The sequence below is a fragment of the Nocardia sp. NBC_00403 genome, assembly GCF_036046055.1.
In the GTDB taxonomy this organism is placed as follows: domain Bacteria; phylum Actinomycetota; class Actinomycetes; order Mycobacteriales; family Mycobacteriaceae; genus Nocardia.
In genome coordinates, this window is sequence record NZ_CP107939.1 from 3,027,966 (window position 1) to 3,053,082 (window position 25,117).

Here is a 25,117-nt window from a genome sequence, read left to right on the forward strand (position 1 = left end):
CGACCGCCACCTCAGGAGACCGCCGCGATCCGTGGCGTCCGTGTATCGGCGGGCACGACGTTGTAGTCGTCGAGGTCGACCGTCCGCAGCTGATTGACGTACTGCGTCGCGAAGCCCGGGTACATGGTTGCGTTGAATCCGTCCTCGGTGAGATACCAACTGCGGCAGCCCGAGTTCCACGTGGTTCCGGTGAGCCGCCGCTGCATTCCCGCGTTGTAGCGGTCCTGTCGGTCGCGCCGCACATCGAGTATCCGCAGATTCCTGTCGAGAATGGTCTCGATCGCACCGACCAGGTAATTGATCTGCGCTTCCATATAGACCAGCGCCGAGTTGTGGCCGGGGCCGGAATTCGGGCCGAAGGTGAAGAAGAGGTTCGGATACCCGGATACCGCAATGCTCTTGTACGCGTAAGCGCCGCGCTGCCATTCCTCGGCGAGCACCCGGCCGTCGCGTCCGGTGATCGGGATCGGTGTGCCGGTTTTGGAGACATCGAATCCGGTGGCGAAGACGATGCAATCCGCTCGGTGCTCAACACCTTCCGCGGTCCGAATGCCGTGCTCGGCGATACGGGCGATCGGCCAGGTGATCAGTGTGCAATTGTCCTGTTGCAACGCCGGGTAGTAGTCATCGGTCATCAGCAGTCGCTTGCAGCCCGCTCGGAAGTCCGGGGTGAGTTGTCGTCGCAGCCACGGATCCTTCACCTGCCGATGCAGCTGGGCCCGGCCGACGAGCTCGACCGCCCTGGTCAACGGCGTATTCCAGACGACACCGAGCGCGACCGACTCGTGCCCGTAGAACCAGGCCCGCCTGGCCAGGTTCTCGGCGGCGGGCACCCGCCGGTAGAGCTCTTTGGTCAGTGCGTTGGTGCGCCGATTGACTCGCGGCAGCACCCAGCCCGGCGTCCGCTGGAACACCTTCACCGAGGCTGCCTTGTCGACGAGTTCCGGAATGATCTGCACCGCGCTGGCCCCGGTGCCGACCACCGCGACCTTCTTGCCGGTGAAGTCGTAGTCGTGATCCCAGCGAGCGCTATGGATTTTGTGGCCCTGATAGTTCTCCAGCCCGGGAATGGCGGGAAAGCTGGCATTGGCCAGTGGTCCGGAGGCCAGCACCACCGTGCGAGCATGGACGGCATCCGGCCGGCCCTCGACGGTGATGTCCCATCGCCCGGCCGTTTCGTCGAACACGATGCCGGTGATGTTGTGGCCGAACCGGAAATGGCTGTGCAGCCCGAACTCCGCGGCCATCGACTCGATGTACCCGAGGATCTCGTCGCTCCCGGAATACGTGTGCGACCAGTTCGGGTTCGGCGCGAAACTATAGGAGTACAGCCGCGACGGAATGTCGCAAGCCGCACCGGGATAGGTGTTGTCGCGCCAGGTGCCGCCGATCGCCGTGCCGCGTTCGAAGATCGCGAAATCGCTGATCCCGTACTGCTTCAAGCGAATTGCGGTGCCGATGCCGGCGAACCCGCCGCCTATCACAGCGACGTCGAGGGTCTTGGTGCTCATTGTGCTCACGCCGCAGGCTCGTAGGTGAGTTCCTTCGACCAGGTCGGCTGCGGCCGCAGCAGCCGCTCGGGGACCCGGGCAGTGATCTTGACCAGCGCGTCGGCCACCAGATGGTAGGGATGATCGCGGTTGATCACCCAACCGCCATGCATCTTGACCAGCTGGTACATCGGCAGCCGTCGTGCGAATTCGCTACGCTCACCGACATTCGCGTAACGCTTGAGTGCGGCGTACAGCTTCTCCTCGTCGACACCCATCTCCACGATGTTGTCGCGCATCTTGTTCAGCAGCGGCACGTAGCTCAATACTCCGATGAGCAGCGAAGGCTTGGCCCAGCCACCGACCAGATCGACGAGCAGTTTACGCAGCGTGGCGTGGCCGAGCAGATCCATCACCGCGAAATCCACGGCGAGATGCCGTGATTCGTCGGCATTGATCTTCTTGAACACCTCCTGGCAGATCGGGTCCTCGATCTCGTCCATGATGAACTTGACCAGCGCGCCGTCCAGAGTCACCTCGAGCATCGGGATCACGGTGCCGAGGAACGACAACGACATGTCGTCGGAGTACTTGTCGAGGAAGTCGATGACCAGCTTGACGTTCACATTCGGCTGCGGGATCTTGTCACCGTCGAGCATGCCCCAGCGCCGCATCAGCGCGAGCTCGGCATTGGCGTGCTTCTGCTCCTCGGCGTGGAAGTAGCGGTAGATCTCGCGCAGCGTCTCGGTGGGCGCCTTCTTCGCCATTGCCGCGAAGCCGCGCGCGCCGACATTCTCGATCCACATCAGGTCGGCCATGAAAGGCTGGAGCTTGGCGTGCAGTTCGGGCGAGATCGTCTCCGCGCCGGGGGCGTCCCAGTCGATATCGGCCAGCGCCCACTGCCGATCCTTGATCTTGCGGAGCATGTCGTCGAAGTCCATAGCGGTCGCCATGTCAGACTCCTGTCTTGTCGGTGACCGTGACACGGTCGGTGGTGGTCGAGTTCTCCTGTGGCAGTAGTCGATCCAGGAGGCCGAGGGCATAGGTGTATTGGGCGGGGAAGTAGCGCTTGAGCCGCCACACGAGGTGTGCGTCCAGCTGCGGAAGCACATACAGCTGGCCGCGGTCGTGCGCGTCGAGGGTGGTGCGCGCGACCTGCTCGGGGGAGAAGCCGGTCCAACGCATGAGGGTGTCGGCCAGTCGGGTCGCCTCCTGCGTAATGCGACCGTCGCGAGCGACATTGGTCTTGACGAAGGTCGGGCACAGTACGGTGACCGCAACGCCGGTGCCGCTCATTTCGGCGGCCATCGTCTCCGACAGTGACATCACCGCGGCCTTGGACGTGTTGTAGACGGCCATCGAGGGGGCGGCAGCGAACCCGGCCGCCGAGGCCACGTTGATGATGCCGCCGCGTCCGGCCGCGCGCAGTTGCGGCGCGAAGATCTCGCAGCCGTGCACGACGCCCCACAGGTTGATGCCGAGCGCCCATTCCCAGTCGTCGAATCCGATATCTCCGACGTGCTTTCCGCCGATGCCGACGCCGGCATTGTTGATCACCAGCGTGACAGGGCGCTCGAAGAGCGATTCGGCGAAGCGCGCAAGGATCTCCACGTCTTCCCTGCTGGCGACATCGCATCGGAACGCATGCGCCACACCAGGGTGTTTGCGTTCGATGAGGGCGACGGTCTCCTCCGCACGTGCCTCATCGATGTCGGCACAGATCACTTGCCCACCGCGGTCGGCGATTTCGAGCGCGAAGGCGCGGCCGATGCCGCTGCCGGCGCCCGTCACCACGGCTTGGGCCCCGTGGGTGCGGCGCGAGCGGATACCCAGGGGAATGAGTCTCTCCAGTCCGAACATGTCAGCTCACCTTTTCCGAGACGGTGGTGGGGAAAACCATTGCGGCGCGCAGGAAGTCGGCGACCCGGTCCAGTGCACGGTCGGCCTCGGGAGCGAGCAGCGGCAGAGCCTGGAACACGTGCACCTGGCCCGGCCAGATCTCGAGTTCGCAGCTGCCGCCCGCGGCGCGCACCATGTCGTGCAGGTGTCGCGCGTCGGCACTGAGCATTTCGGTGCCGCCGGCCTGCACCAACATCGGTGGCAGCGCCGTGCCGGGTGGCACCCGCAACCGCAGCCGGGGTGCGTCGGCGGGCAGGCCTCGGGTGTAGGCGTGGGGCAGCCTGCTCGCCGCACGTGCCGAGATGATCGGATCCCGTTGGCGCCGTTCCTGTTCGGCGGCCAGCCCGAGGGTGAGATCGATCAGTGGCGAGAACATGGCGACCGCAGCGGGCTGTGGCCTTGCCCGGCGGCCGTTTTCGATCAGCAGATCGAGTGCCAGATGCCCGCCCGCCGAATCGCACGCGATCACCAGATCTCGCGGGGCGATGCCGCGGTCGAGCAGCCACCGATATCCTGCCTCGACATCGTCGGCGGCGGCAGGAAACCGATGCTCCGGCGCAAGCCGGTAGTCGGTGAGGAAGACCGGCAGCCCGGTCTTCTTCGACAGCTGCGAGGCAAGTCCGCGATGGGTGCGGGCCGAGCACAGCACGTATCCGCTGCCGTGAATGTAGTAGATGGCACGCTTGCCGAAATCGACGCCGGGCGCTCGCACCCATTCGCCGCGGACCGCACCGGATCGGACCTGGGTGACGGCGGTGCCGCGCAGCGGTGGCCCCGCCGCGGCCATGACGGTCGCGATCAGCTTCCGGGCGAACCAGATGCCGGGGGCGTTCATCGGCACCACATTGTTCAGTGGCCGCATCCCGATCTCCGCTGCCGTGGCAGCGAGCCGGGACCGCGCGGACGGCGCCGAGGGAACGCCGGGGACCGAGGTCCTCATTGACCTTGTCATGCATTGAGAGTCATCTATGAATGTGCCAGTTGTCAATGGTACATTCAAAAAAGGCTGATTGTGGTGGTTGGGCACAACTGTGAGGCTGCCCGGCATCGGCTGGGCGCGGCTTCAGGGCATCAACGTGTCGAGTCGGCTCGCCGCCGCAATGTCGACGGCGCTCGACAGCACCCGCCTGTGCGCCGCCTTCCGAACCGGTCACAGGCCGCGAGCACGGCCGACCCGCCGCAGGCCGGCGGGTGGCCGCCGAAAAGAGTTCAGCCGCCGGCTTCTCGAATAACAGGCCTGGTCGTCGCCGTCACTCGTCGTCCAGGCCGGACCACGTATCCCCAGGTGATGGGCGATCCGTCGGGTAGGCCTCAGTATCCGCGCTCGGTATCGATCGGGGCGAGCAGATCTCTGCCCTCGACGAACCGTGCGACATTCGCGGCGACATGGTCGGCGAAGGCCGCCAAGCGCAGTTGCGGCGGGTTCGAATCATGCGGGGTGACAATGGCATTCGGCAGGACCCAAAGCGGATGGCCGTCGGGCAGCGGTTCCGGGTCGGTGACATCGAGGCCCGCGCCCGCGATCGCGCCCGATGCCAGCGCCGCGACCAGCGCGTCGGTGTCGATCAGGCTGCCGCGGGCCACGTTGATGACCCAGGACGACGGCTTCAGCCGAGCCAGTTCCTCCGCACCGACCAGTCGCTCGGTGGCAGGTGTCGCCGGAGCGGCGATCACGACATGGTCGGTGCGCGACCATACCTTCCCGAGTTGGTCGGCGGCGATAGTCTCGATGGTGTCGGGGATCCCGGGGCCGGTCACCGGGCGGCCGGAACGGTTGACGGCGATGATGTGCGCGCCGAGCGGCACCAGCATGGGAATCAGGGCGCGGCCGATACCGCCTGCGCCGATAATGGTGACGGTCTTGCCGCGCAAGGTGCCGACGTGTGGGAAGAAGTCCTGCTGCCGCCAGCTCGCCGCATGCAGGTGCTCGGGCAGGTAGCGCACGCCGGCCAGCAGCAGCATCAGCGCGTGCTCGGCCACGCTGGCGGCGAAAGCGCCTGCGGCGGAGGTGAATCGAATATCCGGGTGCCTGGCGAAGATGCCAGCGGTGAACCAGTCCTCGATACCGGCTGCGGGCAGCTGCACCCATTCGATGCGCTCGGGCAGTTCGTCGGGGAATTCGCCGGGGCCGCCGACCCAGATCAATCCTCGGGCCTGCGCCAGTTCGGTCAGGGTGGCCCCGCCTTCGACGACTGCCTTCTGCAGCAGTGTCGGGGCGGGGGCGGCCGGGCCGATCGCGACTGGCACCGGGAACTCGGGTCGGCTCATCTCGAGACCTCCTGCAGTAGGTACGACGGTGCGTTCGCGGTGAGGGTGGCGGCCCGCGGACTATTCGCGGGTGTCCAGAAGCGAAGGTAGCACCCGAGGCCGTCGGACCTCAGCGACAGAATCCGCGTGATCGTGATGGTCCCGGCGCTGGGGTCGTCCCGGGTCGGATCGGTCCGCTACTGTTCGTCCAAGTCGACGTCGACGCCGTCGCGTTCCGCCCACTCCAGCAGCGGCTCGATGCGGAATATCGCATCGTCGATGCCCGCATGTAGGTCGCCGAGTTCGGCGTAGCGGGCGGGCACCGATTTCATGGTGAAGTCGTGCGGATCGACATCGGGGATTTCGTCCCAGCTGATCGGTGTGGACACGGTGGCCTCCGGCACACCGCGCACCGAATAGGCGGCCGCGATGGTGTGGTCGCGGGCATTCTGGTTGTAGTCGACGAACAGCAGTTTCGGATCGCGGTCTTTGCGCCACCACGTGGTTGTCACGTCGTCGGGCGCCCGCCGCTCGACCTCTTTCGCGAACGCCAGCGCGGCCCGGCGCACCTGCTTGAAACCGAATTCGGGTGCGATGCGGACATATACGTGCAGACCCTTGCCCCCGGAAGTCTTCGGCCAGCCGACCGCGCCGAGCTCGTCGAGCACCTCGTGCACGACACCCGCCACGCGCTGGACCCGCGACCACGGACAATCCGGCATCGGATCGAGATCGATCCGCCATTCGTCCGGGAGCTCGGTGTCGGCGCGCCGCGAATTCCACGGATGGAACTCGACCGTCGACATCTCTGTTGCCGGACTTATACAACATCTGACACCATATCCGTGTGAGCAACGAGCATGTAGGTAAGCGGGTACTTGGCCGCATCCGGCTGAGCCGGGAAGCAGACGACGCAGGTACATCCGCCGAACGCCAGCGTGAGGCCATCGAAGCATGGGCCAAGATGCACGGCGCAACGGTGGTTGGTTGGGCTGTGGACCTTGGCATATCAGGTGGCACCGACCCGTTCAAAACCCCGGAGCTGGGTGCATGGCTCAAGCCAGAACGGCTGATCGAGTGGGATGTGTTGGTGGGCTACCGGTTAGACCGCATCTCGCGCCGACTCATCCCCTTGTCCACGCTGATCGAGTTTCTCCGCGACCGAGGTAAGTCCTTAGCCTCCACCTCCGAAGCGATCGACCTAAGCACTTGGGCCGGTCGCTTGGTGGCTACGGTGCTCGCGATCGTCGCTGAAGGCGAGCTGGAGGCAGCGACCGAACGCAATCGGGGATCGCAAGCTAAGACCAGGCAGCTAGGCCGTCTGCATTCCGGGGTTGTGCCTTACGGCTACCAGCGTGTGAAGCTAGCCGAAGCTGATGAGATCTGGGGTGATGTAACCGCAGAGACCGCAGGTTGGTACGCGGTTATGGACCCTTCTCAGGCTGAGGTGATCCGCACACGGATGGTTGCACCACTGCTAGCCCGCAATTCTCCTAATTCGATTGCTACAGAACTCAACTCGGCTGAAATCCCAACTAAGTTCGGTAACCGCACCCGTGAAGGTGCGGACCACTCGGGCAAGTGGGATTCAACCGTAGTCCGGCGCATCCTCAGCTCTCCGGCTTTGCTCGGCTACGGGGTCCACAAAGGCAAGCCGATCACAGATGACGACGGGGTGCCGATCCAGCGTGCGGAGCCGATCCTTACCCGTGAGGAGTTCGACCGGGTACAAGCTGCGCTGGAGTCTCGCAGCATCCGCCAATCACCTAGGGATCAGTCCACCAACCTGCTGTCCGGGGTGGCGTTCTGCGCCTTGTGTGACGGACCGCTGTATCGACAGGTCTATCGGACACGGAACGTCACGTACTACCGGTGCCCCAATGCCCAGGGCAAAGACTCCGAATGCGGATACAAGAACGTCCGGGCAGACAAGCTGTACGAGCACGCCGAGACAGCCTTCATGGAAGAAGTGGGAGACCTCGAGCGCGAAGACAAGGTGTTTATACCCGCCAGCGACCACACAGAGGCCCTAGAACGTGTCCGGGTAGCTCTCGCTACGGTTCGGCGCGAGAACGAGTTAGGACTGTACGAAGGTTCTCCAGATGAATACCTGGAGCGGGTACAGCGGTTGGTGGAACGAAAACGGCAGTTGGAGACGCTCCCAGCCGAGCCTGCACGGTTCGAATACCGTGGACTAGGCGAAACCTACGCCCAGGCATGGGAACGCATGTCGATTGAAGAACGTAGGGCGTTGATGATTGATGCAGGGTTCAAAGTACAGGCCGCCAACCCCTTCACTGTCGGACATTACCTACCTCTGGATATTCGGCACCGAGTACAGAACGATGGGAAACCGTCAGATTTACCAATGGAACAGTTGCGAGCCGAGTACGACGCTCGGACAGCGGAGAAGTACGGCCAGCCGCTAACGCCAGAGGAAGAAGAACTAGCGCAAAACCCGCACCCCGAATGGGACGCGTTCGCTTGGGAAAACCGACACAAAGCTAGGAATAAAAAACAATAACATTCTCAACGAGATGCATCTGATTGCCGAAGATATACCCCCATAGGTTCGTCCGCACCGGTTCATATGGGGGGGGACGGCAAGTCGGCCTCTTGCGGGTCCGCGTAGCTGGCGCTGGCCTGAATGGGGGTGGACGAAATTCAGATGAACTGAACCAAGAAATGCCCCCCTTATCGGAGGGGGCATTTTCATGTCCGGGGAACCTGGGCCTTAGCCCGCATCCGTGCCGTGAACTCATCGAGCGGCGTATCCGGCTTAGGCCGGTCCGGCGCTTCTAGTTCGTCAATCTGGTCTAGAACCTCCACAAGCACCTTCGCTACGCCGGAAGCGGCGTAGTCCGGCGCAGAATCCATGCGCCGGGTTAGATTATCGCGGAGAGTCCGTAGACGTTTTAGGCGATCACTCATTTAGTCACCTCCTTTAGGTTACGAATTCGTCACGGCGATTGGGGGCTCTCTGTAGAACACCCTTTGCCGGTTTGTTTCCGCATGTTGCGGGTTTTTTCGAGAAATCGACGGAGGGGGATCAGCCTTCTTGCCCTGAGGCAGGCCGACAAGGGGTGAGGGGGAGCATCCCCCTGGGTACCCCATTGCCCTCACTCATCCTAGATATGAATAGAGCCCGCTAGCTTCAACGCTGCGGGCTTTTTATGATCAATAGCAATCCTTGGTCTACCCCTAGAATTCTAGAGGCTTACAGGCGCGAGATATTCAGTATCTCGCTACACGCACCTATTCGACAGGGCTACCGTCTTCAGCATCGACCCATGTCTGACGGATACCCCAACCGTCATGCTCTACCTTGTTAACCATCTGAGGCCGTCCATACGTGCGGTACTTCTGCACCGAGTCGATAGCCTTTACCTCGATACCCGCAGCAAGCAATGCACCATATCGGCCGGTACGCCCGTCCGTGTCCCACGCAGCCCACACAGCACGACGTGCCTTACCCACTCCATCGGTAGGGCACACCAAACCAATCAGCGCATCTTTACCGCTGATACGCGCACCTGCCAGGTTGGCGGCAGCAGCAAGACCAACCAGGGTCTTGTCCAACTCGGCTGCGACCTCGGCAGCCTTAAGCCATGCCATCCGAGCCTCATCGGGGGCACTGATCAGAGACTCGGCTGTAGCCTCCACATCGACCTGTTCAGCCAGCGCCCGGAGTTGCTGAGACTTAAGATTGAACTGTGCGGCAACAGCTTTCAAGTTCTCCCCTGCAACCTTGGCGTACTCCACAATCAGAGCCGCAGCGACCTTGCGGCGTACCTGTTCATTGATCAGAGCCTCAGCAGTACCCGAGTGGGAGACGGTCGAGCCGACAGCATCGGCAAGCGTGCGAGCGTGAAGCTCATTCAACCGGTCTTCAGGCTCACCGTTGATGACCGCCTGCGAGAGATCATGCAGGAAGTTGGATTGCCGGTAAGTGTAGTTCTCGTAATTCTGGTCAATCTCCAGCCAGCGATTAGGCAAGGTGCCACCGTTAGCGGCAACAGTCCGCGCCTCAGCGGTGTGGATAGTAAGTGCGTCGTTAGAGTAGTCCATTAGTCATCTCCTTAGGTATAAGAATGGCCGAGCTATGCCGGCCGTGGGTTAAGGCTTAGCTGTTGTATTCGCTGAAATCATGATTCAGAGAACCGGGTCCAGCCAGGCGAGCAGTGAGCGCATTACCTGCACCGGGGGTGTATTCATCCGATTTCCGTTCCTCGGCGTTGCCTTGGAGAGCGGCCATCATTGCCGCCTTCAAGTCCCTACGGGACACAGCCGTAGCCTGGTTGTCGTCTGCATCCGTCTCAACAACATTCAACATGCCCATGAGCATGTTCTTAAGCTCGCTAGAGTTCATTACCTTCTCTCTTTCTTTTATTTCGCAGCTGCTCCGGTGTGGAAATTCCCATACCCAAGTTTCGGGCTAAGTTCACGCCATGCAGCTTTAGCCGACCGGTTCGATGGCACCGGTTTACCCAGGAGGTTGGTTCGCTTCTTACGGCCAACATCGTGTTTCTGCTTACCCATTGCTCTAATCCGACCAAAGGTCAACCGGCTTGCGGTATCGCTTGAACCAGGTAGCCCGAATCTCGTCCTCGGACCGCATAGCCGCTTGGTACTGCTTAGATTCCGGCTTAGCTTTCTCAAGTACCGCTAGCCGGTACGGCTCGTAGCTGTTCTCTCGCCAAATCCGATACGCAGTCTCCCGGTCGTCCGCAGTGCTGGCTCGGTGGTAGTGGTAGAACGACTCAGCCATGGTTGACCTTATGGGCAGATTCGATCAGTCGGGCCAGCTGCTCGTGTTGCTCGGAGGTTATGGCGGACTCTAGCGCTCGCATAATCGCTGTGCCATATTCGTCTTCGGTCATTGCTTCTTCTCCTCGGCATAAAAATGACCCCCAGCGTCCACGCTGCGGGCCTAAAATAGGTCTCGGTATGTTCGGGTATGAATAGCTAGCTGGAGCCTCTACAGGCTTGTTTTTCCCTGAGGGCTTGTGAAGCCCTATGCCGGTAGTCGCGGCTACGCTCTTTCTGGCATTCTTTGCAGTGCCCCGACTTGTATCTGTCTTGCGTCCCTCGGATCGGATGCCCTCGGGAACAGGCAAGCTTCATGGAACCTCCATTGATGACGTTATCTATCTAAGACAAAAGAGAATGCCCCCAGAACAGAAGCCCCGGGGGCCGTACCTAAGAGAACCAAACGACCGGTGATCCGAATACCGATGCCGTAGGGGCGAACCCCTTACATAAGTAGCGTATTAAGCGTGGAACACAAGTGGAGGCCAGAAGGGGTGAACGTATCGTTACCCCCTATTCCCCTAGGCGGATACCTTGCCGAACTGGCGGAAGCCCAAGACGCTTGAACTGCTCATCACGGAACTGTCGGCGTGTGCGCCGCAATTCAGCCATCCGGTAGCGGGCCCCCTCGTTGTGCCTCTCCATACGCTCACACTGGTTCCGATTTCTGCACCCTTCACACAGCGCAGGCCAACGGCCTAGCTGAGTCATCCCCCAGTTGTATGCCTGGATGTTCCTGCGGGTGGTCACAGGGGTACCGCAGTCACGGCACCGACCGCAGTACACGCGGAACCCTCCGAACTGGATCACATGCCCGTGCGCTGTATCCCAGCGCTTCACGTCCTCGGGGTTCTCTCGTCTCCACTGATCACACTTCGTCTTGTATGGCTTCACAGTCATAGTCATTCCTCCAGGCATCAAAAAGCCGCCTAGGTTGCCCGTAGGCGGCTCAGAATCGGTTTTAGGCACTCGGGTGTGGGTCGAGGCTTTTAGCCCCAGAGAAACGATGGATTCTCTGAGAATGGATCTAGACCTGTTCGCCTAGCGGAAATCTCTGCCCAGGGGTCTTCGTCCCGCCGCAGCGGCTTAGGTGCCGAGTAGTCCACTGCGAGAACCGCACTGGCAGGGTCCGGCAAAATAAGGGGGTCATTTATGACACCATTGAACTCAGTAGTGGTTGCATCAACGGAAGGATGCTCCGACCATGGGTCGGTGTCTGCGCAGACGGGTTCAATACCCGGCTCCGGGTTGTTCAACCCGTCTCCGGATGTGGTGACACGGATGTCACCACTCTTATTAGTAGTTAAAGTATCAGTAGTTAAAGAACTTCTCTTGGGAGAAGTTCTAAGAGTAGTAGGTGTGCCATCCGTGTCACCGTTAGGTGTCATATCTGACACCATCTCCGGATACGTCAGCTCGTACGAGTTCGACCAACCGGACGAGTTACCGCGCTCCGCAATCTTCAGCCACCCCGCTGCGATGTTCTGGGCTATCTGACGCTTAACCGTCCGAAGGCTAAGCCCCGTTGCCTTAGCTAGCGTCTCTTGCTTAACCCACCCCTGCAAATTGTGGTTGTCCATGTAAATCCGGATAACATTAACCACGTCTCGGGGCAGCTCACGGTTACCGTTGCGGTTGTAAGACTGATCCCATCGAATGATGGCGGGGGTTTTATCAGTTCGGTCTGTCATTGGCGATTGCCTCCAAGGCAGCATTAATTTGGTTTCGGAGTTCGGTTAGTTCTTCAAGTTCCATCAGCAGATAGGCTGATGTGCCCTCGCGTGTGAGCTTGTAGTACGCCGATCGTTTGTCGTGGTCGTACCTGATAGAAACCTTTGGCCTACGCATTTCCGCCCATGTTTAGTAGACCTTTCGGTGCCGGTGGGATACCGGCACCGAAAGTTTCCATTCGCTAACCTGCATCGCCTTCGTCCCCTTAGGTCATTGTCAAGTTTGACGCCATATCATCTGTGTCCGGTGGACGCAATTTGACAATATCAGCTGTTACTAACGTGTCAAGTGCTGCTTAGGCCCCTTACCCATGGCTTAGCTATTCGTAAGCTAGGGCTTAGATGTGTTTGAGCTGGTCACGGCCCATTCGTTCACTTCCACGAAGGCGCATAAACTTCCTGCATATTCTCCCGGTACCGGCGCTTTGGTGGGCTACGCAACGCTTAGACTCCCACCCCCCGGGTGTAGCGGTTGTCGCCCATCTCCGAGACACAGCCACGTTCGTCATTGGCGGCCTTGCGCCTCTATCCCCAGCGACTTCGCTCGATCACGCTCATGGACACGCTCACGCGCTCGGGCTTCCTCGCGGTTGCGGTGCTCGTCGGCCGCTGCCGCGTCCACAGATTCCGGCTGACGCTGTTCCCCCGGCTGATCCCACTGGAGTTGCACAACGCGTACCGAATCCAAGATGCCTGCTCGCTCGGCACGTTCGCGTTGCGCCGCAAAGAATTCCCGGTGTTGTTGGACCCGCGCCACTGCTTCGGCTTCCCGCGCCTTGTCGGCTTGCTCCGGAGCTGGGCCCTCCGCTTCTCGTGCCTCGCGAGCCTTCTCGGCCGCGTCACGGCCAGCCCGAGCCTTATCAGGTTCCCCAGTGTCGACGGCCCTCCCCAGGAGCCAACTGGGTACAGGGAACTCTCGCGCCGCTCGTTCGGCGGCTTCCCGCTCAACCCGCGCGCGTTCGGCACCTTTCGCCGCTTCCGATGCTTCGCGTGCTGGCTTAGCCAGCACGACAGGTTCGGCTGCCTGACGAGCACGCTCGGCCTGTACCTGCTGTGGTGCTTCGGCCCGGCCACGTGCAGCGGCTTGGCGGAACACTTCCATCGCGCGGAACTTCTCGGCCCGCTCGCGTGCCCTTGCCAGCTGAGCGATCGTCTCCCGCCGCTTTTGTAGCTCCTGCGCCTTCTCCTCCCGGGCCTTTTCCCCGACACCTGGCAATTCAAGCTGCTTACCACGCTCTTCTAATTCGAGCTGTTTACCCCGCACCAAATCCCGACCCAAGGCCCAAATTGTACGGGCGTCAGCTCGAGAGATTTCTAGGTGTGTGAATCTATCGGGAAAGTCTCGCTTCAGACCATTGATGAGTTCCTGGCACTCTTTTGAAATCGACTCGCCTTCTACGGAACGCAGCAGATGCTTATGCTTTTCATTGCTCTGAAGAAGTTCCCGCAGTGCCATAAGCTGCGTTATATCTTTATCGCCATCGATTCGTCCGGATTTATCCTCAATGGAGAAGAGGTGGTCGTCTACTTCTTTCACATGGTCGAATTTGATTCGACCTTCCGACGTCTCGTATATTCGAGAACCGTGACTATAGCCGTTCTCGCGGTCGCGAAAGAAGTTGCTTGCTCCGTGCTCGAATATGCTTCCGCGCACGTGGGGCTTGTAACCCTTGCGGTCGTTGTCGTAGTCGTCCATCGCTGGCCACACCCCCCAGTGTGCGAAATCTGTTGATCAACAGCATCGTGTGGTGAGCCGTCGCGGAGAAGGTCAAGCTTCTTCGTCGAGCTTCTCTTGGTGATAGCTCGCATACTCACGAAAGATTGCGGCTGCTTTCGAGAACATCCCGTCATGATCTCCGGGATGAAATTCGATCACACCTCGCATCAATCCCCATACGGTTCGTTCGTCTTCGTCTAGCGTGTCGAACCGTAGGGCTGGATTTATGTGATCATAAAACGACTTCTCGCGGCCGAACCATTTGTATTCGATCCATTCAGCGCCCGCGAACATAATGAAGCATTCGCCGATGAAACATATAAAGGCATCGGCCATATCGGCATTCTCGGGTGCCATCGCGGTCGGCATATCCGGGAACAGTTCCGCGACAATAGGGTCGAGGCGTTTAACCTCCGCCGAGCCTTCGGGCCACGGCTCCGAAGGGAAGCGGCTTATACCTGCATGGTCCATGAACTTCTGGGCTTGTGCTTTGCGCCGCTCGGGGTCTATCCATTTCCCCCATGCGGTCTGCTCGACCGGTACGCCGAGGTCCATCGCCATCTGTTCGTCGTCCACTGGCCGGGCCTTCCCCTCGTGCTGGCTGCCTGATGTCATGGCGCATCGAATCTAGTCGGCTCGTCGGTGTCGCAGCGGTGAGACGCCGCCTTTTGAAGGCGGGCGGCAGCCGTGTTGTATGCATCCGCGAGTGGCCCGGTCGGGGGAAGGCCCCCGTCATGAAACGCATCCGAGGCGCGCCGGAACCCAGCAAGGGCGGCTTGGTATTCGGCGTCTGGTGTGCTCATGACATGCCTCCTCGTCGGTCAGGGGATGTGCAGGGGATGCGGTGGGTCGGGGTGATGAGGTCGCACGCTATCGCGATGGCGCGGGCGTGTTTGATGTGGTCGACGCTCGGCGCGATAACCATGGTGGCACCCATATTGTGTGCTGTGGCGACGATGAGGGTGGTCGGCATGAACGTGTCGTGCGCGATGGTGACCAGCCGTGTCAGGGTGTATCCGTGCTTGTCGGCCAACTCGGTGATGACTCGTTCGTCTCGCAACAGGTGCGGGCCGCTGACATCGAGCAGTAGCAGCCCGATCGCTTTGACAGTCATCGGGGTTCGCCGTTCGACGGGTCGGCGGTCACGTCTGGTTCGATGGGAGCCTGTGCCGGTGGTCGGTGGGCTCTATTCGGCCATGCGATCCCTAACACCTCACGGTCATCTTTCACCCGGACATCTGTCCATCGGCACCGTTGCAGCGGATCGCCACCGGTGTGCATCTCGATGCGGCCATCGAGCAGCGACACCCATTTCCGGCACGAGTGCTGGGGGCATATCACCTTGATCAGTGCGCCGTCTGCACTGAAACCACTTCCGCCGCAATGAGACAGGTTGATCTGCGGGCCGCAACCACATTCAGGCATACGACACCTCCCGCACCTTGCCCGGTCCCAAACACGCACGAACCGAGACGATCACGGCAAGCCCGGACGGCCGGAACGTGTCTCGTGGTGGCTCTACCCAATAGCGGACTTCGCTTAACCGGGCAGTGGGTGACGGCAACGCGATCGTGCCACCGTCACGGATAACGGACACGTTGTTCCGAAACAAGTCAGCGAACACAGCGGCATCGTCGGGGACATCCGCGCGGATGAGGTACAGCCACTGGTCCGACCTGGGAAGCGCCAGTATCGGACCGACAGCCGCACCTCGACGGCTCATGTCGTGTCTGACCGCTTGCCCGAGCGGCACAGGCATTCTCACCGCCCACACGTGTGTCGCTTTCATGATGATCCGGCCCAAGCTCGGTGGGTCGACTGTCGCGGGCAGATCGCACACCCGCCGATAGAAGATGCAGCGCGACATCGGAGTATCCCCAAACGGTATGTGTTCCATCGGGTTAAACCTCGGCGTGCATTGACGGCGGTGTGGTGCGCCCGATGGCGGGGGGCTCGTCACCCCGCCACCGGGACGATTCTGTGGAGGCAGGCGGCGGGCCTGCCCACTCCCGAACTGCGGCCACGAACTGTCCGAAAAGTTCAGTGGCGGATTCGCCTGCGCGCGCTTCGCCCACTTCGAAGGTGATTGTGTAGGCGGGGGGCGGCCCGACAAGCGGGTCTCGTTGTGGAAGCTCGTTGTTCGGCATCGGCCGACCTCCGGTGCATCGACTGCGGTTGGGTGCGCCCGGTGCTCCTGAAAAAACTGTCCTTTGATAAGGGGAAGGGGGACGGTTTGTCCTCCCGGACGCAGATCCAGTGAAACACTGAATGATGTATGTGAGGAGTACTCCAGAGGTATTGCGCTCGATCTAAATTCACTCCAGACAGGCTGAATACTCCAGGCAGGCTGACTATTCCAATCAGCTTGGTATGGCCTCAAGGCTCAGCAACGAAAGGCGACTCTCTGTGTCCACTGAATCGAACAACACCACGCTGCCGCGCCGGGTTCTGGGCCGACGGCTACGAGAGCTGCGCGAGCAGAGCAAACTGAGTAGGGCGCGTGCTGCTGAGGAGTGCGAGATGGGGTCACAAACGTTGTGGCGCTTGGAATCTGGACGCAGCAGCGAAGTCAAGAAGATGGTGATCAACGCACTGTGCGACTTGTATAGCGCGAGCGACGACGACCGGCGTGTGCTGATCTGGTTGGCCCAGGAATGCCGTAAGGATGGGTGGTGGCAGTCGTATACCGATGCCATGGTCCCGGAAGTGGAAGTGTTCGTCGGGCTCGAACAGTCGGCGAGCGGCATCACTTCATGGCAGTCGACGACGCTGCCGGGTTTGCTACAGACGCCAAGCTATCGCAGGGCGATGTGGGAAGTCTCCAAGTCGCAGGGGCGACGCGTCGATGTGGAGCGAGAGATTGATCTGACCGCCAAACGCCAGGACCGAATCTACGATTCGGAGAACTTCACCCTGACAGCTCTGCTGAGTGAGTCCGTCCTACGGCATCACATCGGTGGTGCCGCAGTGATGGCAGACCAGCTGAATCACCTGTTGGAGGTTGGGAGCCTGCCCAATGTGTCGATACAGATCGCCCGGTTCAATGCGCCGAATCACTTGGGTCTGACGACGAGAGATTTCGTCTACGTCGAGTTCCCGGAGCACACGAACCCAGCGTTGACAGAGCCGCCCGTTGTCTACGTGGAGGGCTTCACTGGCGACCTGTATCTAGACAAGCCCACTGAGCTGGAGCAGTATCGGGCAGCGTGTGCTGACATCCGACGGGTAGCGTTGGGTGAGAACGACACACAAAGTCTGATCAAGGCAATAGCGAAGGAGTACAACGCGTGAACATCGACCTGTCCGGTGCTCGGTGGTTCAAGAGCAGCCGTAGCACTAGCGGTAAGGACTGCGTCGAGGTGGCGCACCTTGACGGCGGACACGTCGGCGTCCGCGACTCTAAGAATCCGACCGGCCCCGCGCTGGTCTTCACTCCCGGCGAGTGGGACGCCTTCACCGCTGGCGTGAACGACGGAGAGTTCGACAGCTCCCGATAGCGCCGTTCAGCCTGCCGAGCCCGGTCCGTCCATTCGGACCGGGCTCGAACTATTTTCGGGGGACTGTTGCCCCAATGCGGCATGGTTTCCGCATTTCAGGCTAGGTTTCTAGAGTGTGTATTAATAGATCGGTTGAGATTTGCACTGCCCAAATGACATCGGCGAGCTCGCGCACGCACAGCTCGTCGGCATGTCTTCCATAACGCGGGAAGAAGACTCGTACGGTCGGAATCCAGTCCGGCGCGCCTGCGGGCAGCCGCTTCTGGTGCACCTTGGCACCCGCGAGCCCCTCCGGGAACCGGTGCAGCATGCACGGCCGGTCGCGCAGCGCGTTGACGATGCCGTCCCCGACACTCAGGTAGTACTGCACCAAATCGAGCTTGGTCGCGCCGGACTCCGGGAAGTAGACCCGGTCCGGGTTGGAGATACGAATCGTGCGGTCGCCGACATCCAGCTCGATGGCGGGCGTCGCAGATTTGCTGGCCACGAGTCCGACCATAGCTGATCCACCCTGGCGCCGAACTGGTATGCATTTCGGTATGAGCAAGGCGAAGCGCGTGACGGTCACGTTGGACCCGCAGGTGGCCGTATGGGCCGAACAAGCGGCCGACCGGCAGCAACGCAGCCTGTCGTCGGTGATCAACTCCGCGCTGCGCACCGCATTGGTGCACGACAGCCTGGCGAAGCTGGTGGTCGACGACGACGCCGAGCTGGCGGCCGCCTACGCCGAGCTGGACCACACCAGGGCGGCCGAGTCCGATGACCGCGGCCCGCGCGGCGCGGCATGAGGCGCGGCGAAATCTGGCGCTACGCACCGACGTTGCGTGACGGCACGCCTTTTCCGCGGCAAACCAGAGTTGTGCTGGTATCCGATACCGCGGTGATGACCTCGCCCAACCGCTGGCTGAGCGCCGTCCCGCTGATGGACGACGATCCCGGCCACGTCCTGGCCGCCGAGACCGCACACGGCTGGGCCGATGCGTTGGAGCTACACCGCATCTACCGCCCCTGGTTGGCCGAGCACCTCGGCGAGCTGACGCCCACGGAAACCGACTCCCTGGATGCCCGCCTGCGCGCCACACTCAGCCTCTGAACCGCCGAGGGGCAGGCCGGAACACTCGGCTCGCTGACTCGGCAGTCCCGAAGTCAGGGCGCGATATGCCGCGCACTCTCGGACTCGCCACATCGAAGCGGTCGCCCGCGATCACGCGTCCCGCGCCGCCGGGCCCATCTCCATCGTTCCCCCACAGGTCGCAATGGCTGCTGGCCGCTTCGCTACCTGCGAAAACTCTCGGCCCGGCGGTGTTGCGCGAGCACACTGGAGGAATGAAGCAAAAACTGATGCGGGCGATCCGCAGACTGATGGGCAGGAAGGTACCGGCCGGAAACCCCGGTGGCCGCGACGGCCCCGACAGCGGCGGCACGGCAGGCGTAAGAGAGCCACGCCGACCAATCCCACCGGAAGACCCATTGAGCGCGACCCGCCCCTTCACCCCAGACCCCGACCCCAAAACCATCATCCTGCCGGACCCCAACAGTGACATCCCGCGACCACTGTGAATCCGCACCGGACACCTCGTCCTCGCATCCAGTACAGCGGTGTCGGCTTCAAGGCGGGGTGTGAGCTCAGCGTCATGCCGAAGAGTCCAAGGACGCATCCACAGCCAGTCCGCATGCTGGAAGCCGTGGGCCTGCTTGCCCGGACGGGGTATCCGTCCACGCGGAGATGACGCGGCGAAGGTTGATCAGGACATAGGTGTCGGTTTCGGACCGGATCATGTGTTGCAGGATCGGGAGCAGTACCCGGTTGTCGCGTTTCTCTGCCGCCTGGATCGCTTGACGGCGTACTTGCGGTTGTTCGTCGGCGAGAGCACGTGCGATCAGATCCGTTGCGTCACCGCGTGCTTCGGCAAGGCGGTACAGGGACAATTCGCGGGCGCGTGCATCAGGTCGTGCGGCCAACGGGGCAAGGTCCGCGACCGTCAGGTCCCCGCTGTCGGCCAATGCCCACAGCGCTCGCCACATCACCTCCCGGTCGTGGTCCTCGAGTAAGGCGCGGGCTCGTTCGGCGAGATCGGGTGTGCTCAGAACTCGCAACACACTGATGGCCTCGGCGCGGACCGAGGCGTCCAGATCGTTCAATGCCGCTCGCGCCGCCGCATCGATCGGGATCCCGGATCTCCAAGCGCATCCCAGCACGGTGGCCCGCACCAGCGTGGAAGGGTCTCCAGCCGCAGTCGCCAAGGCCTGAACAGCTGTCGGAGAGAGCTGGGGGAGACATTGCAGTGATGTGGCTGCGCGCGCACGTCGCTCGGGCGACGGATCGGTGGCCAGGATCCCGAGCAGTGTGGCTTCGTCTCCAGGAAGCTTCTGTCCGAACCCGGCGACGTCATAACCAGCGAGCAGTTCATCCACCCAGCGCTCGTACCAGGTCAGGAAGTCGGGATCTTCCTGCACATAGGGAGCCGGGACACCGTTGAAATCGATGGCAACCAGTCGGCCGCGCCCAGGTCCGGATATCACCAGCTGGGTGCAGCTGGTGCAGCCGTGATGAACGATGGACAGCGTTCCCTGTATCGGGTCCGGGCGGTCCTGTGGTCCCTGGAACCGGTCCCACCAGTCATCGGAATACACAATTCCGGGCACGAACGGGCTCGGCTCGGTGAGGTGTCCGGCGAAGCAGTCCGCGAACATATCGTGTGCGTCGGCCAATGTGAGCAAACCATAGCTCGGCCCGGCACCGCCATCTGCGACCTCGAGCAGGAAACGGCGATAGCCTTCGGGTAGCACAACACCATGTTCGGTTTCGAACGCCGCGACGGTCGACTCCGACAGCGGTGGGTTCAGTCGGAAGCCATGTTTGTGTGCACCGAAGGATTCCAGCAGTCTCGGGTCTGCTGCTGCCTGCGTGAGCTTGTCTGCGATCCGCGACAGCTGTGCGTCCACTGTGTTTATTTCAACCCTCTTCCTCTTGCATCCGCCCGACGTTGCACACCTGGGCGTGTACCAGGGGAGCACTCTCGCGACGGCAGCACCCGATCGGCAATCAACTCCGCCAATGCATACGCAGCCGTGGACGGGTCGGCACGGAATACGGCGGCCTGAATGAGTAACAGCTCCACCGTATCGCGTGTCGAAGACCAACTCCGAGAACGAGAACCGGGTGCCGTTGCGGTACGAGGCCATGACAGGGCTGACCATGGATCAACTGTCTCGGGCTGGATCACAGCGAGCCCGCACCGCTCGCCCGGCCGTGTCCAGCAGTCCTCGAGCGGCCAGGGTTCAGCGGCACCTTGCCGGGGCCCGTACTCGTTGCGGCTGCGCTGAAAGGATCTGGATTCCTGAGATGAGGTGCGGATCTTGCGTCTGGGCCTGTCAGGTGGGTGTCGCCAGGGCGAAGGGGAGTACTGCGGGTGCGCCTGCGGTGCGGAGGGCATGGGTGGCGAGGGTCATGGTCCAGCCGGTGTCGGTGAGGGTGTCCACCAGGAGGATCGGACCGTCTATCGAGCTGAGGTCGGGGAGCAACCAGGAGTCGTAGAGGGCGGCGACGCGGTGGGCAGAGTTCGCGGCCGAGACAGGTGGGCTGTCGGGGCGGGTTGGCAGGGTGCCGAGGTCGCGGAGGCGGCCGACTTCGGCGAGGCGGGCAGCGAGGGTGGCGGTCAGTACGGGGTAGCGGGGGGATTCCAGGGCCATGACCGAGGTGGGACGGGTGGTCCAGTTCCAGTCGCGCAGCACGGCGATGCAGGCATCGAAGACCGCGTCGGGGATGGGGTCGTCGGGGGCGTCGAGCAGGGCACGAAGGCGCTGGCCCCAGCCGAGATCGGTGAGCCTGCCCAGGACGCGGCCGGTTTCCGCGCCGTCGGAGATCTTGCCGGACAGCGGAATTCCGAGCTTCGCCATGCCTGTCGGCCACTGTTTGCGTGGCGCGAGATCGAGGCCGGGGCGGTCGAGTCGGGCCCGGGTCGCGGCGATGGCCGCGGCGTCGACCGTGACGTCCGGCCGGGTGCCCGTGCAGTTGTCGCAGCGGCCGCAGCCGGGAGAACTCCCTTCCAGAGCAGGGAGCCCCGGGTCGTCGAGCTGACGGCGCAGAAACTGCATCCGGCACCCTGACGTGGACTGATAGTCGATCATGGCCTGCTGCTCGACCTCGCGAGCCGCGGCGAGGCGCTCGTAGCGTTCGGTGTCGTAGGCCCATTCCTGACCGGTCGCGATCCAGCCGCCGCGGACCCGGCGCACCGCGCCGTCCACGTCGAGCACCTTGAGCACCATCTCCAGCCTGGAGCGGTTCAATTCGACCAACGGCTCCAGGGCCGCGGTCGACATGGCCCGATCGAAATCCAGCGCATCCAGCACGGCACGCACGATGTGCTCACGTGGAAAAGCGACCGAGGCGAAGTAGCTCCAGATCCTGGCGTCCTCTGGGCCGGGCAGCAGCACCACCTCGGCGCGCTCGGTTCCGCGACCCGCACGACCCACCTGCTGGTAGTAGGCGATAGGCGAGGACGGCGCGCCCACATGCACGACGAAACCCAGATCCGGTTTGTCGAAGCCCATCCCGAGCGCGGAGGTCGCGATAAGCGCCTTGACCTCGTTGTTCAGCAGCGCGGTCTCGAGCGCTTCGCGTTCAGCGGTATCGGTCTGCCCGGTATAGGCGGCCACATTGTGCCCGTGCGAATTCAAGACGTCGGCGAGATCGTGTGCAGCGGCGACGGTGAGGGTGTAGACGATGCCGGAGCCGGAAAGCTCGCCGAGGTGTCCGCTCAACCAGGCGGTGCGCTCGACCGCGTCGGCGAAACGCACCACCGACAGGTGCAGCGATTCCCGGTCCAGGGTGCCGCGCAGCACCAGGGTGTCGGTACCGATCTGGGTGGCCACATCGGTCACCACCCGATCGTTGGCCGTCGCGGTGGTGGCCAGGACCGGAACGTCGGAGCCGAGATCGGCGATCAGTGTGCGGATCCGCCGATAGTCGGGCCGGAAGTCGTGCCCCCAGTCGGAGACGCAATGTGCTTCGTCGATGACGACGAGTCCGGCGTCGGCGGCGAGTTTCGGCAACACTTGGTCGCGAAAGTCCGGGTTGTTCAGCCGTTCGGGGCTGACCAACAGCACGTCGACATCGCCCGAGGCCACCTGATCGTGGATCTCGTCCCATTCGGTGACATTGCCCGAGTTGATGGTCGCCGCCACCACGCCGGCCCGTTGCGCGGCCGCGACCTGGTTGCGCATCAGCGCGAGCAGCGGCGACACGATCACCGTCGGCCCGCGCCCCGCCCTGCGCAGCAGCTTGGCCGCGATGAAATACACCGCCGACTTACCCCAGCCGGTGCGCTGCACCACCAGCGCCCGGCGCCGCTGCACCACCAGCGCCTCGATTGCCGTCCACTGGTCCTCGCGTAGCCGCGCCTGCGGCCCCGCGAGTTCGCGCAGCAGTTCTTCGGCACGCTCGCGCAGATCTGGCGAGGTGAGGTCGATCGCTTCGCTGTGCGCGGCCGTGGTCATGGGCTCCATCGTGCCGGATGGCACCGACAGCGGTTCGGGCCGCGTCGTCGGCCGCCTTTCCGGGGGTAGTCGCCGCGGATGTGATCCGAGCCGACATGTGTCGCTGCGCGCGAACCGGTGCGCGCCGACGCCGACGCAAGAAACACCTCTGCCCGGTGCCTGCGGGCACTCGCGTGCCCGATGGCGACCAGGGCGAGTGTCGGATGGTTGCAAGGATATGCGCGGGCACTGCTTTGTCCTGCGCCGATCCCGTTACGAAACGTGAAATCCCGCTGGACACCGGACAATAGGATGAGAGGATTTCCTCGGCACCGCGGGACCGCGCAGGAGGCAACCATGTCGAGCAGCTATCAGCCACCGCCCGGTTGGTCGCCGCCCGGCGCCCAGTTCCGCACCAGCGGCAACGCCTCACGGACCGTGGTCGGCACCGTGATCGGCTTGGTGGTGACGCCGATCGGGGTCGGGCTTGCCGCACACGGGGCACTGGACACCCGGCAATGGGTCATCTTCGGTGATGTGGGCTCGCGGTGGGGATCCACCTTCCAAATGGTCGGCGGGGCGCTACTGCTGTTCTTGTTGGCAACCTTGGCGGGCTATTCCCCGGCAGGCACCGTGATCGCCGGCCTCGTCTGGGGCTTCATCCCGGGCGTCGCACACTTGACCTTCCCGGACGACACCTGGCGAATCGTCGAAGACCTACCCCGTCTGTCCGGCGAGATGCACCAAGCGCTGCACGCCTGGCTGATGAACGGCTTCGCCCTCATCACCGGCATGATGCTGGTCGGCTCCGGCATCGCAGCCACCATGAGACGTCGCTGAACCCGGCACCACCCAGCTCACGGCTGCCCTCGCGGTTGCCTCGGACAGCCGGGCCGGCTGCTGGTGGCGAAACGAGAAGCCGGCGATCGGAATCCAGCACGCTTGCCCTGCGAGCCGGGCCGGCCGCGCCCACACTCGATGGGCGCGGCCGCCCGTCAACCCTTGACGCAGAGCACCTGACGCAGCGTGGCGACAATATCGACCAGGTCCCGCTGCGCCGCGATGACCTCGTCGATGTCCTTGTACGCGGCCGGGATCTCGTCGACCACGCCCGCGTCCTTGCGGGACTCGACGCCCTCGGTCTGGGCGATCAGGTCGGCGACGGTGAACTGCTTCTTGGCCGCGGTCCGGCTCATCCGCCGTCCCGCACCGTGCGAGGCCGACTGGAACGAGGCGGGATTTCCCTTGCCGCGCACCACATAGGAGCGGGTGCCCATCGAGCCTGGGATCAGCGCGAGGTCGCCCGCCCCGGCGCGCACCGCGCCCTTACGGGTCACCAGCATCGGCACGCCGTCGATCGTCTCCTCGGCCACATAGTTGTGGTGGGCAGAGATCGGGTCGTCGAAACGCACCACACGTCCGGCGAATTCGTTCCGGACCGCGCGACAGACCAGCGACAGCATCACCGCGCGGTTACGTGCGGCGTACTCCTGCGCCCAGGTCAGATCGCGCCGATAGGCATCCATCTCCGGTGTGCCGGAAAGGAATACGGCCAGATCGCGATCCGGCAGGTCGGCGTTGTGCGGCAGCCGCCGCGCGACTGTCATGTGCCGCTCGGCGAGTTCCTTGCCGATATTCCGGCTGCCGGAGTGCAGCAGAATCCACACCGAGTCGTTCTCGTCCAGGCATACCTCGATGAAGTGGTTGCCGCCACCGAGCGAACCGATCTGCCTGTGCGCCTTGGACTCGAGCGCCTGCACTCCCGGGTCCAGCGATCCGAAGGACGACCAGAACCGATCCCAGCCCGTCTTGTACCGCGCGAGGTCGCCGTGCGATGCGGCGAATTCCGCGCCGAGCCGGGTGATATCGACCGCGTCCTTGTGCGCCTGGAAACCGACCGGCACCGCCGCCTCGATGCGCGAGCGCAGCGAATGCAGATTGTCCGGTAGGTCGGCGGCGGTGAGGTCGGTCTTCACGCTCTCCATTCCGCAGCCGATGTCGACACCAACGGCGGCGGGCGCCACCGCGTCCCTCATCGCGATGACCGAGCCGACCGTCGCGCCCTTCCCGAGATGCACATCCGGCATTACGCGGACGCCGTGCACCCAGGGCAGTTGCGCGATATTTCGCAGTTGCCGCAGCGCGGCCTGCTCGATGTCGTGCTCGTTGGCCCACATCAGCGTCTGCGCCCTGGTACCGCGCAGCTCGACGGGAAACATGGGAACGTCCTTCTCTCGATTGATCTGTTCC

General features: G+C 62.8%; 20 protein-coding genes and 2 pseudogenes. 7 read left to right on the forward strand and 15 right to left on the reverse strand.

What is annotated here, in order from left to right; all coding sequences use genetic code 11:
- Positions 1-11: 11 nt before the first annotated feature.
- The 6 genes and pseudogenes from OHQ90_RS13385 to OHQ90_RS13410 form a co-directional block, all read right to left on the reverse strand.
- Positions 12-1,511, reverse strand: coding sequence for a flavin-containing monooxygenase (locus OHQ90_RS13385; protein WP_328412815.1), 1,500 nt, complete (start codon positions 1,509-1,511; stop codon positions 12-14).
- A 5-nt stretch (positions 1,512-1,516) separates the two neighbouring features.
- The gene (locus OHQ90_RS13390; protein ID WP_328410494.1) at positions 1,517-2,443 is read right to left on the reverse strand and encodes a ferritin-like domain-containing protein; all 927 of its coding nucleotides are present in this window, start codon (positions 2,441-2,443) and stop codon (positions 1,517-1,519) included.
- A 1-nt stretch (position 2,444) separates the two neighbouring features.
- A complete protein-coding gene (locus tag OHQ90_RS13395; protein WP_328410496.1) occupies positions 2,445-3,350 on the reverse strand; it encodes an SDR family NAD(P)-dependent oxidoreductase in 906 nt (301 codons plus the stop codon).
- A 1-nt stretch (position 3,351) separates the two neighbouring features.
- Positions 3,352-4,341, reverse strand: a complete 990-nt coding sequence (locus OHQ90_RS13400; RefSeq protein WP_328410498.1) for an alpha/beta hydrolase — start codon at positions 4,339-4,341, stop codon at positions 3,352-3,354.
- 359 nt (positions 4,342-4,700) lie between these two features.
- Complete coding sequence (locus OHQ90_RS13405) at positions 4,701-5,657, reverse strand: D-isomer specific 2-hydroxyacid dehydrogenase family protein (RefSeq protein WP_328410500.1); 957 nt, start codon at positions 5,655-5,657, stop codon at positions 4,701-4,703.
- Between the two features lie 176 nt (positions 5,658-5,833).
- Positions 5,834-6,451: pseudogene (locus OHQ90_RS13410) on the reverse strand (DNA polymerase domain-containing protein); the annotation flags it as partial.
- 32 nt (positions 6,452-6,483) lie between these two features.
- Here OHQ90_RS13410 and OHQ90_RS13415 point away from each other — a divergent pair.
- Positions 6,484-8,160 (forward strand): recombinase family protein, encoded by a 1,677-nt coding sequence (locus OHQ90_RS13415; protein WP_328410502.1) that lies wholly within the window; start codon positions 6,484-6,486, stop codon positions 8,158-8,160.
- Between the two features lie 731 nt (positions 8,161-8,891).
- On the opposite strand, the gene OHQ90_RS13420 is transcribed toward OHQ90_RS13415, so the two are convergent.
- The 5 genes from OHQ90_RS13420 to OHQ90_RS13440 form a co-directional block, all read right to left on the reverse strand.
- Positions 8,892-9,704, reverse strand: coding sequence for a hypothetical protein (locus OHQ90_RS13420; RefSeq protein WP_328410504.1), 813 nt, complete (start codon positions 9,702-9,704; stop codon positions 8,892-8,894).
- A gap of 55 nt (positions 9,705-9,759) precedes the next feature.
- Positions 9,760-10,005: a hypothetical protein gene (locus OHQ90_RS13425; protein ID WP_328410505.1), complete on the reverse strand. Its 246-nt coding sequence runs from the start codon at positions 10,003-10,005 to the stop codon at positions 9,760-9,762.
- Positions 10,006-12,680: 2,675 nt separating this feature from the next.
- Positions 12,681-13,871, reverse strand: a complete 1,191-nt coding sequence (locus OHQ90_RS13430; RefSeq protein ID WP_328410507.1) for a hypothetical protein — start codon at positions 13,869-13,871, stop codon at positions 12,681-12,683.
- Between the two features lie 72 nt (positions 13,872-13,943).
- Positions 13,944-14,468, reverse strand: a complete 525-nt coding sequence (locus OHQ90_RS13435; RefSeq protein WP_328410509.1) for a hypothetical protein — start codon at positions 14,466-14,468, stop codon at positions 13,944-13,946.
- A gap of 223 nt (positions 14,469-14,691) precedes the next feature.
- Positions 14,692-15,006, reverse strand: coding sequence for a hypothetical protein (locus OHQ90_RS13440; protein ID WP_328410510.1), 315 nt, complete (start codon positions 15,004-15,006; stop codon positions 14,692-14,694).
- A 1,292-nt stretch (positions 15,007-16,298) separates the two neighbouring features.
- Between OHQ90_RS13440 and OHQ90_RS13445 the strand changes: the two genes are divergently transcribed.
- Together OHQ90_RS13445 and OHQ90_RS13450 are read left to right on the forward strand one after the other, a co-directional pair.
- The gene (locus OHQ90_RS13445; RefSeq protein ID WP_328410512.1) at positions 16,299-17,183 is read left to right on the forward strand and encodes a helix-turn-helix domain-containing protein; all 885 of its coding nucleotides are present in this window, start codon (positions 16,299-16,301) and stop codon (positions 17,181-17,183) included.
- A complete protein-coding gene (locus OHQ90_RS13450; protein ID WP_328410514.1) occupies positions 17,180-17,389 on the forward strand; it encodes a DUF397 domain-containing protein in 210 nt (69 codons plus the stop codon). Before OHQ90_RS13445 ends, OHQ90_RS13450 begins: the two co-directional genes overlap by 4 nt.
- Positions 17,390-17,519: 130 nt before the next feature.
- On the opposite strand, the pseudogene ligD reads toward OHQ90_RS13450, so the two are convergent.
- Positions 17,520-17,888: pseudogene (gene ligD, locus OHQ90_RS13455) on the reverse strand (non-homologous end-joining DNA ligase LigD); the annotation flags it as partial.
- Between the two features lie 40 nt (positions 17,889-17,928).
- On the opposite strand from ligD, the gene OHQ90_RS13460 reads away from it, so the two are divergent.
- The 3 genes from OHQ90_RS13460 (at position 17,929) to OHQ90_RS13470 (ending at position 18,949) form a co-directional block, all read left to right on the forward strand.
- Entirely contained in the window at positions 17,929-18,177 is a 249-nt protein-coding gene (locus OHQ90_RS13460; protein WP_328410516.1) for a hypothetical protein, read from the forward strand.
- On the forward strand, positions 18,174-18,482 hold the full coding sequence (locus OHQ90_RS13465) for a hypothetical protein (protein ID WP_328410517.1): 309 nt from the start codon (positions 18,174-18,176) through the stop codon (positions 18,480-18,482). The genes OHQ90_RS13460 and OHQ90_RS13465 overlap by 4 nt, the downstream gene beginning before the upstream one ends.
- A 233-nt stretch (positions 18,483-18,715) precedes the next feature.
- A complete protein-coding gene (locus OHQ90_RS13470) occupies positions 18,716-18,949 on the forward strand; it encodes a hypothetical protein (RefSeq protein ID WP_328410518.1) in 234 nt (77 codons plus the stop codon).
- 72 nt (positions 18,950-19,021) lie between these two features.
- Here the strand turns inward: OHQ90_RS13470 and OHQ90_RS13475 are convergent, their stop codons facing one another.
- Positions 19,022-20,335 carry a HEAT repeat domain-containing protein gene (locus tag OHQ90_RS13475; protein ID WP_328410520.1) on the reverse strand — a complete coding sequence of 438 codons (1,314 nt, stop codon included), beginning with the start codon at positions 20,333-20,335 and terminating at the stop codon, positions 19,022-19,024.
- Positions 20,336-20,764: 429 nt separating this feature from the next.
- A complete protein-coding gene (locus tag OHQ90_RS13480; protein ID WP_328410522.1) occupies positions 20,765-22,888 on the reverse strand; it encodes a RecQ family ATP-dependent DNA helicase in 2,124 nt (707 codons plus the stop codon).
- 336 nt (positions 22,889-23,224) lie between these two features.
- Between OHQ90_RS13480 and OHQ90_RS13485 the strand changes: the two genes are divergently transcribed.
- Positions 23,225-23,707 (forward strand): hypothetical protein, encoded by a 483-nt coding sequence (locus OHQ90_RS13485; protein ID WP_328410524.1) that lies wholly within the window; start codon positions 23,225-23,227, stop codon positions 23,705-23,707.
- Between the two features lie 155 nt (positions 23,708-23,862).
- On the opposite strand, the gene OHQ90_RS13490 is transcribed toward OHQ90_RS13485, so the two are convergent.
- Complete coding sequence (locus OHQ90_RS13490) at positions 23,863-25,086, reverse strand: RtcB family protein (RefSeq protein ID WP_328410525.1); 1,224 nt, start codon at positions 25,084-25,086, stop codon at positions 23,863-23,865.
- Positions 25,087-25,117 lie beyond the last annotated feature (31 nt).

Coding starts and splice junctions, on each gene's coding strand:
- OHQ90_RS13385 (WP_328412815.1), bottom strand. CDS start 1,511: ATGAGCACCAAGACCCTCGACGTCGCTGTGATAGGCGGCGGGTTCGCC.
- OHQ90_RS13390 (WP_328410494.1), bottom strand. CDS start 2,443: ATGGCGACCGCTATGGACTTCGACGACATGCTCCGCAAGATCAAGGAT.
- OHQ90_RS13395 (WP_328410496.1), bottom strand. CDS start 3,350: ATGTTCGGACTGGAGAGACTCATTCCCCTGGGTATCCGCTCGCGCCGC.
- OHQ90_RS13400 (WP_328410498.1), bottom strand. CDS start 4,341: ATGACAAGGTCAATGAGGACCTCGGTCCCCGGCGTTCCCTCGGCGCCG.
- OHQ90_RS13405 (WP_328410500.1), bottom strand. CDS start 5,657: ATGAGCCGACCCGAGTTCCCGGTGCCAGTCGCGATCGGCCCGGCCGCC.
- OHQ90_RS13420 (WP_328410504.1), bottom strand. CDS start 9,704: ATGGACTACTCTAACGACGCACTTACTATCCACACCGCTGAGGCGCGG.
- OHQ90_RS13425 (WP_328410505.1), bottom strand. CDS start 10,005: ATGAACTCTAGCGAGCTTAAGAACATGCTCATGGGCATGTTGAATGTT.
- OHQ90_RS13430 (WP_328410507.1), bottom strand. CDS start 13,871: ATGGACGACTACGACAACGACCGCAAGGGTTACAAGCCCCACGTGCGC.
- OHQ90_RS13440 (WP_328410510.1), bottom strand. CDS start 15,006: ATGACTGTCAAAGCGATCGGGCTGCTACTGCTCGATGTCAGCGGCCCG.
- OHQ90_RS13460 (WP_328410516.1), top strand. CDS start 17,929: ATGAGCAAGGCGAAGCGCGTGACGGTCACGTTGGACCCGCAGGTGGCC.
- OHQ90_RS13465 (WP_328410517.1), top strand. CDS start 18,174: ATGAGGCGCGGCGAAATCTGGCGCTACGCACCGACGTTGCGTGACGGC.
- OHQ90_RS13470 (WP_328410518.1), top strand. CDS start 18,716: ATGAAGCAAAAACTGATGCGGGCGATCCGCAGACTGATGGGCAGGAAG.
- OHQ90_RS13480 (WP_328410522.1), bottom strand. CDS start 22,888: ATGACCACGGCCGCGCACAGCGAAGCGATCGACCTCACCTCGCCAGAT.
- OHQ90_RS13485 (WP_328410524.1), top strand. CDS start 23,225: ATGTCGAGCAGCTATCAGCCACCGCCCGGTTGGTCGCCGCCCGGCGCC.
- OHQ90_RS13490 (WP_328410525.1), bottom strand. CDS start 25,086: ATGTTTCCCGTCGAGCTGCGCGGTACCAGGGCGCAGACGCTGATGTGG.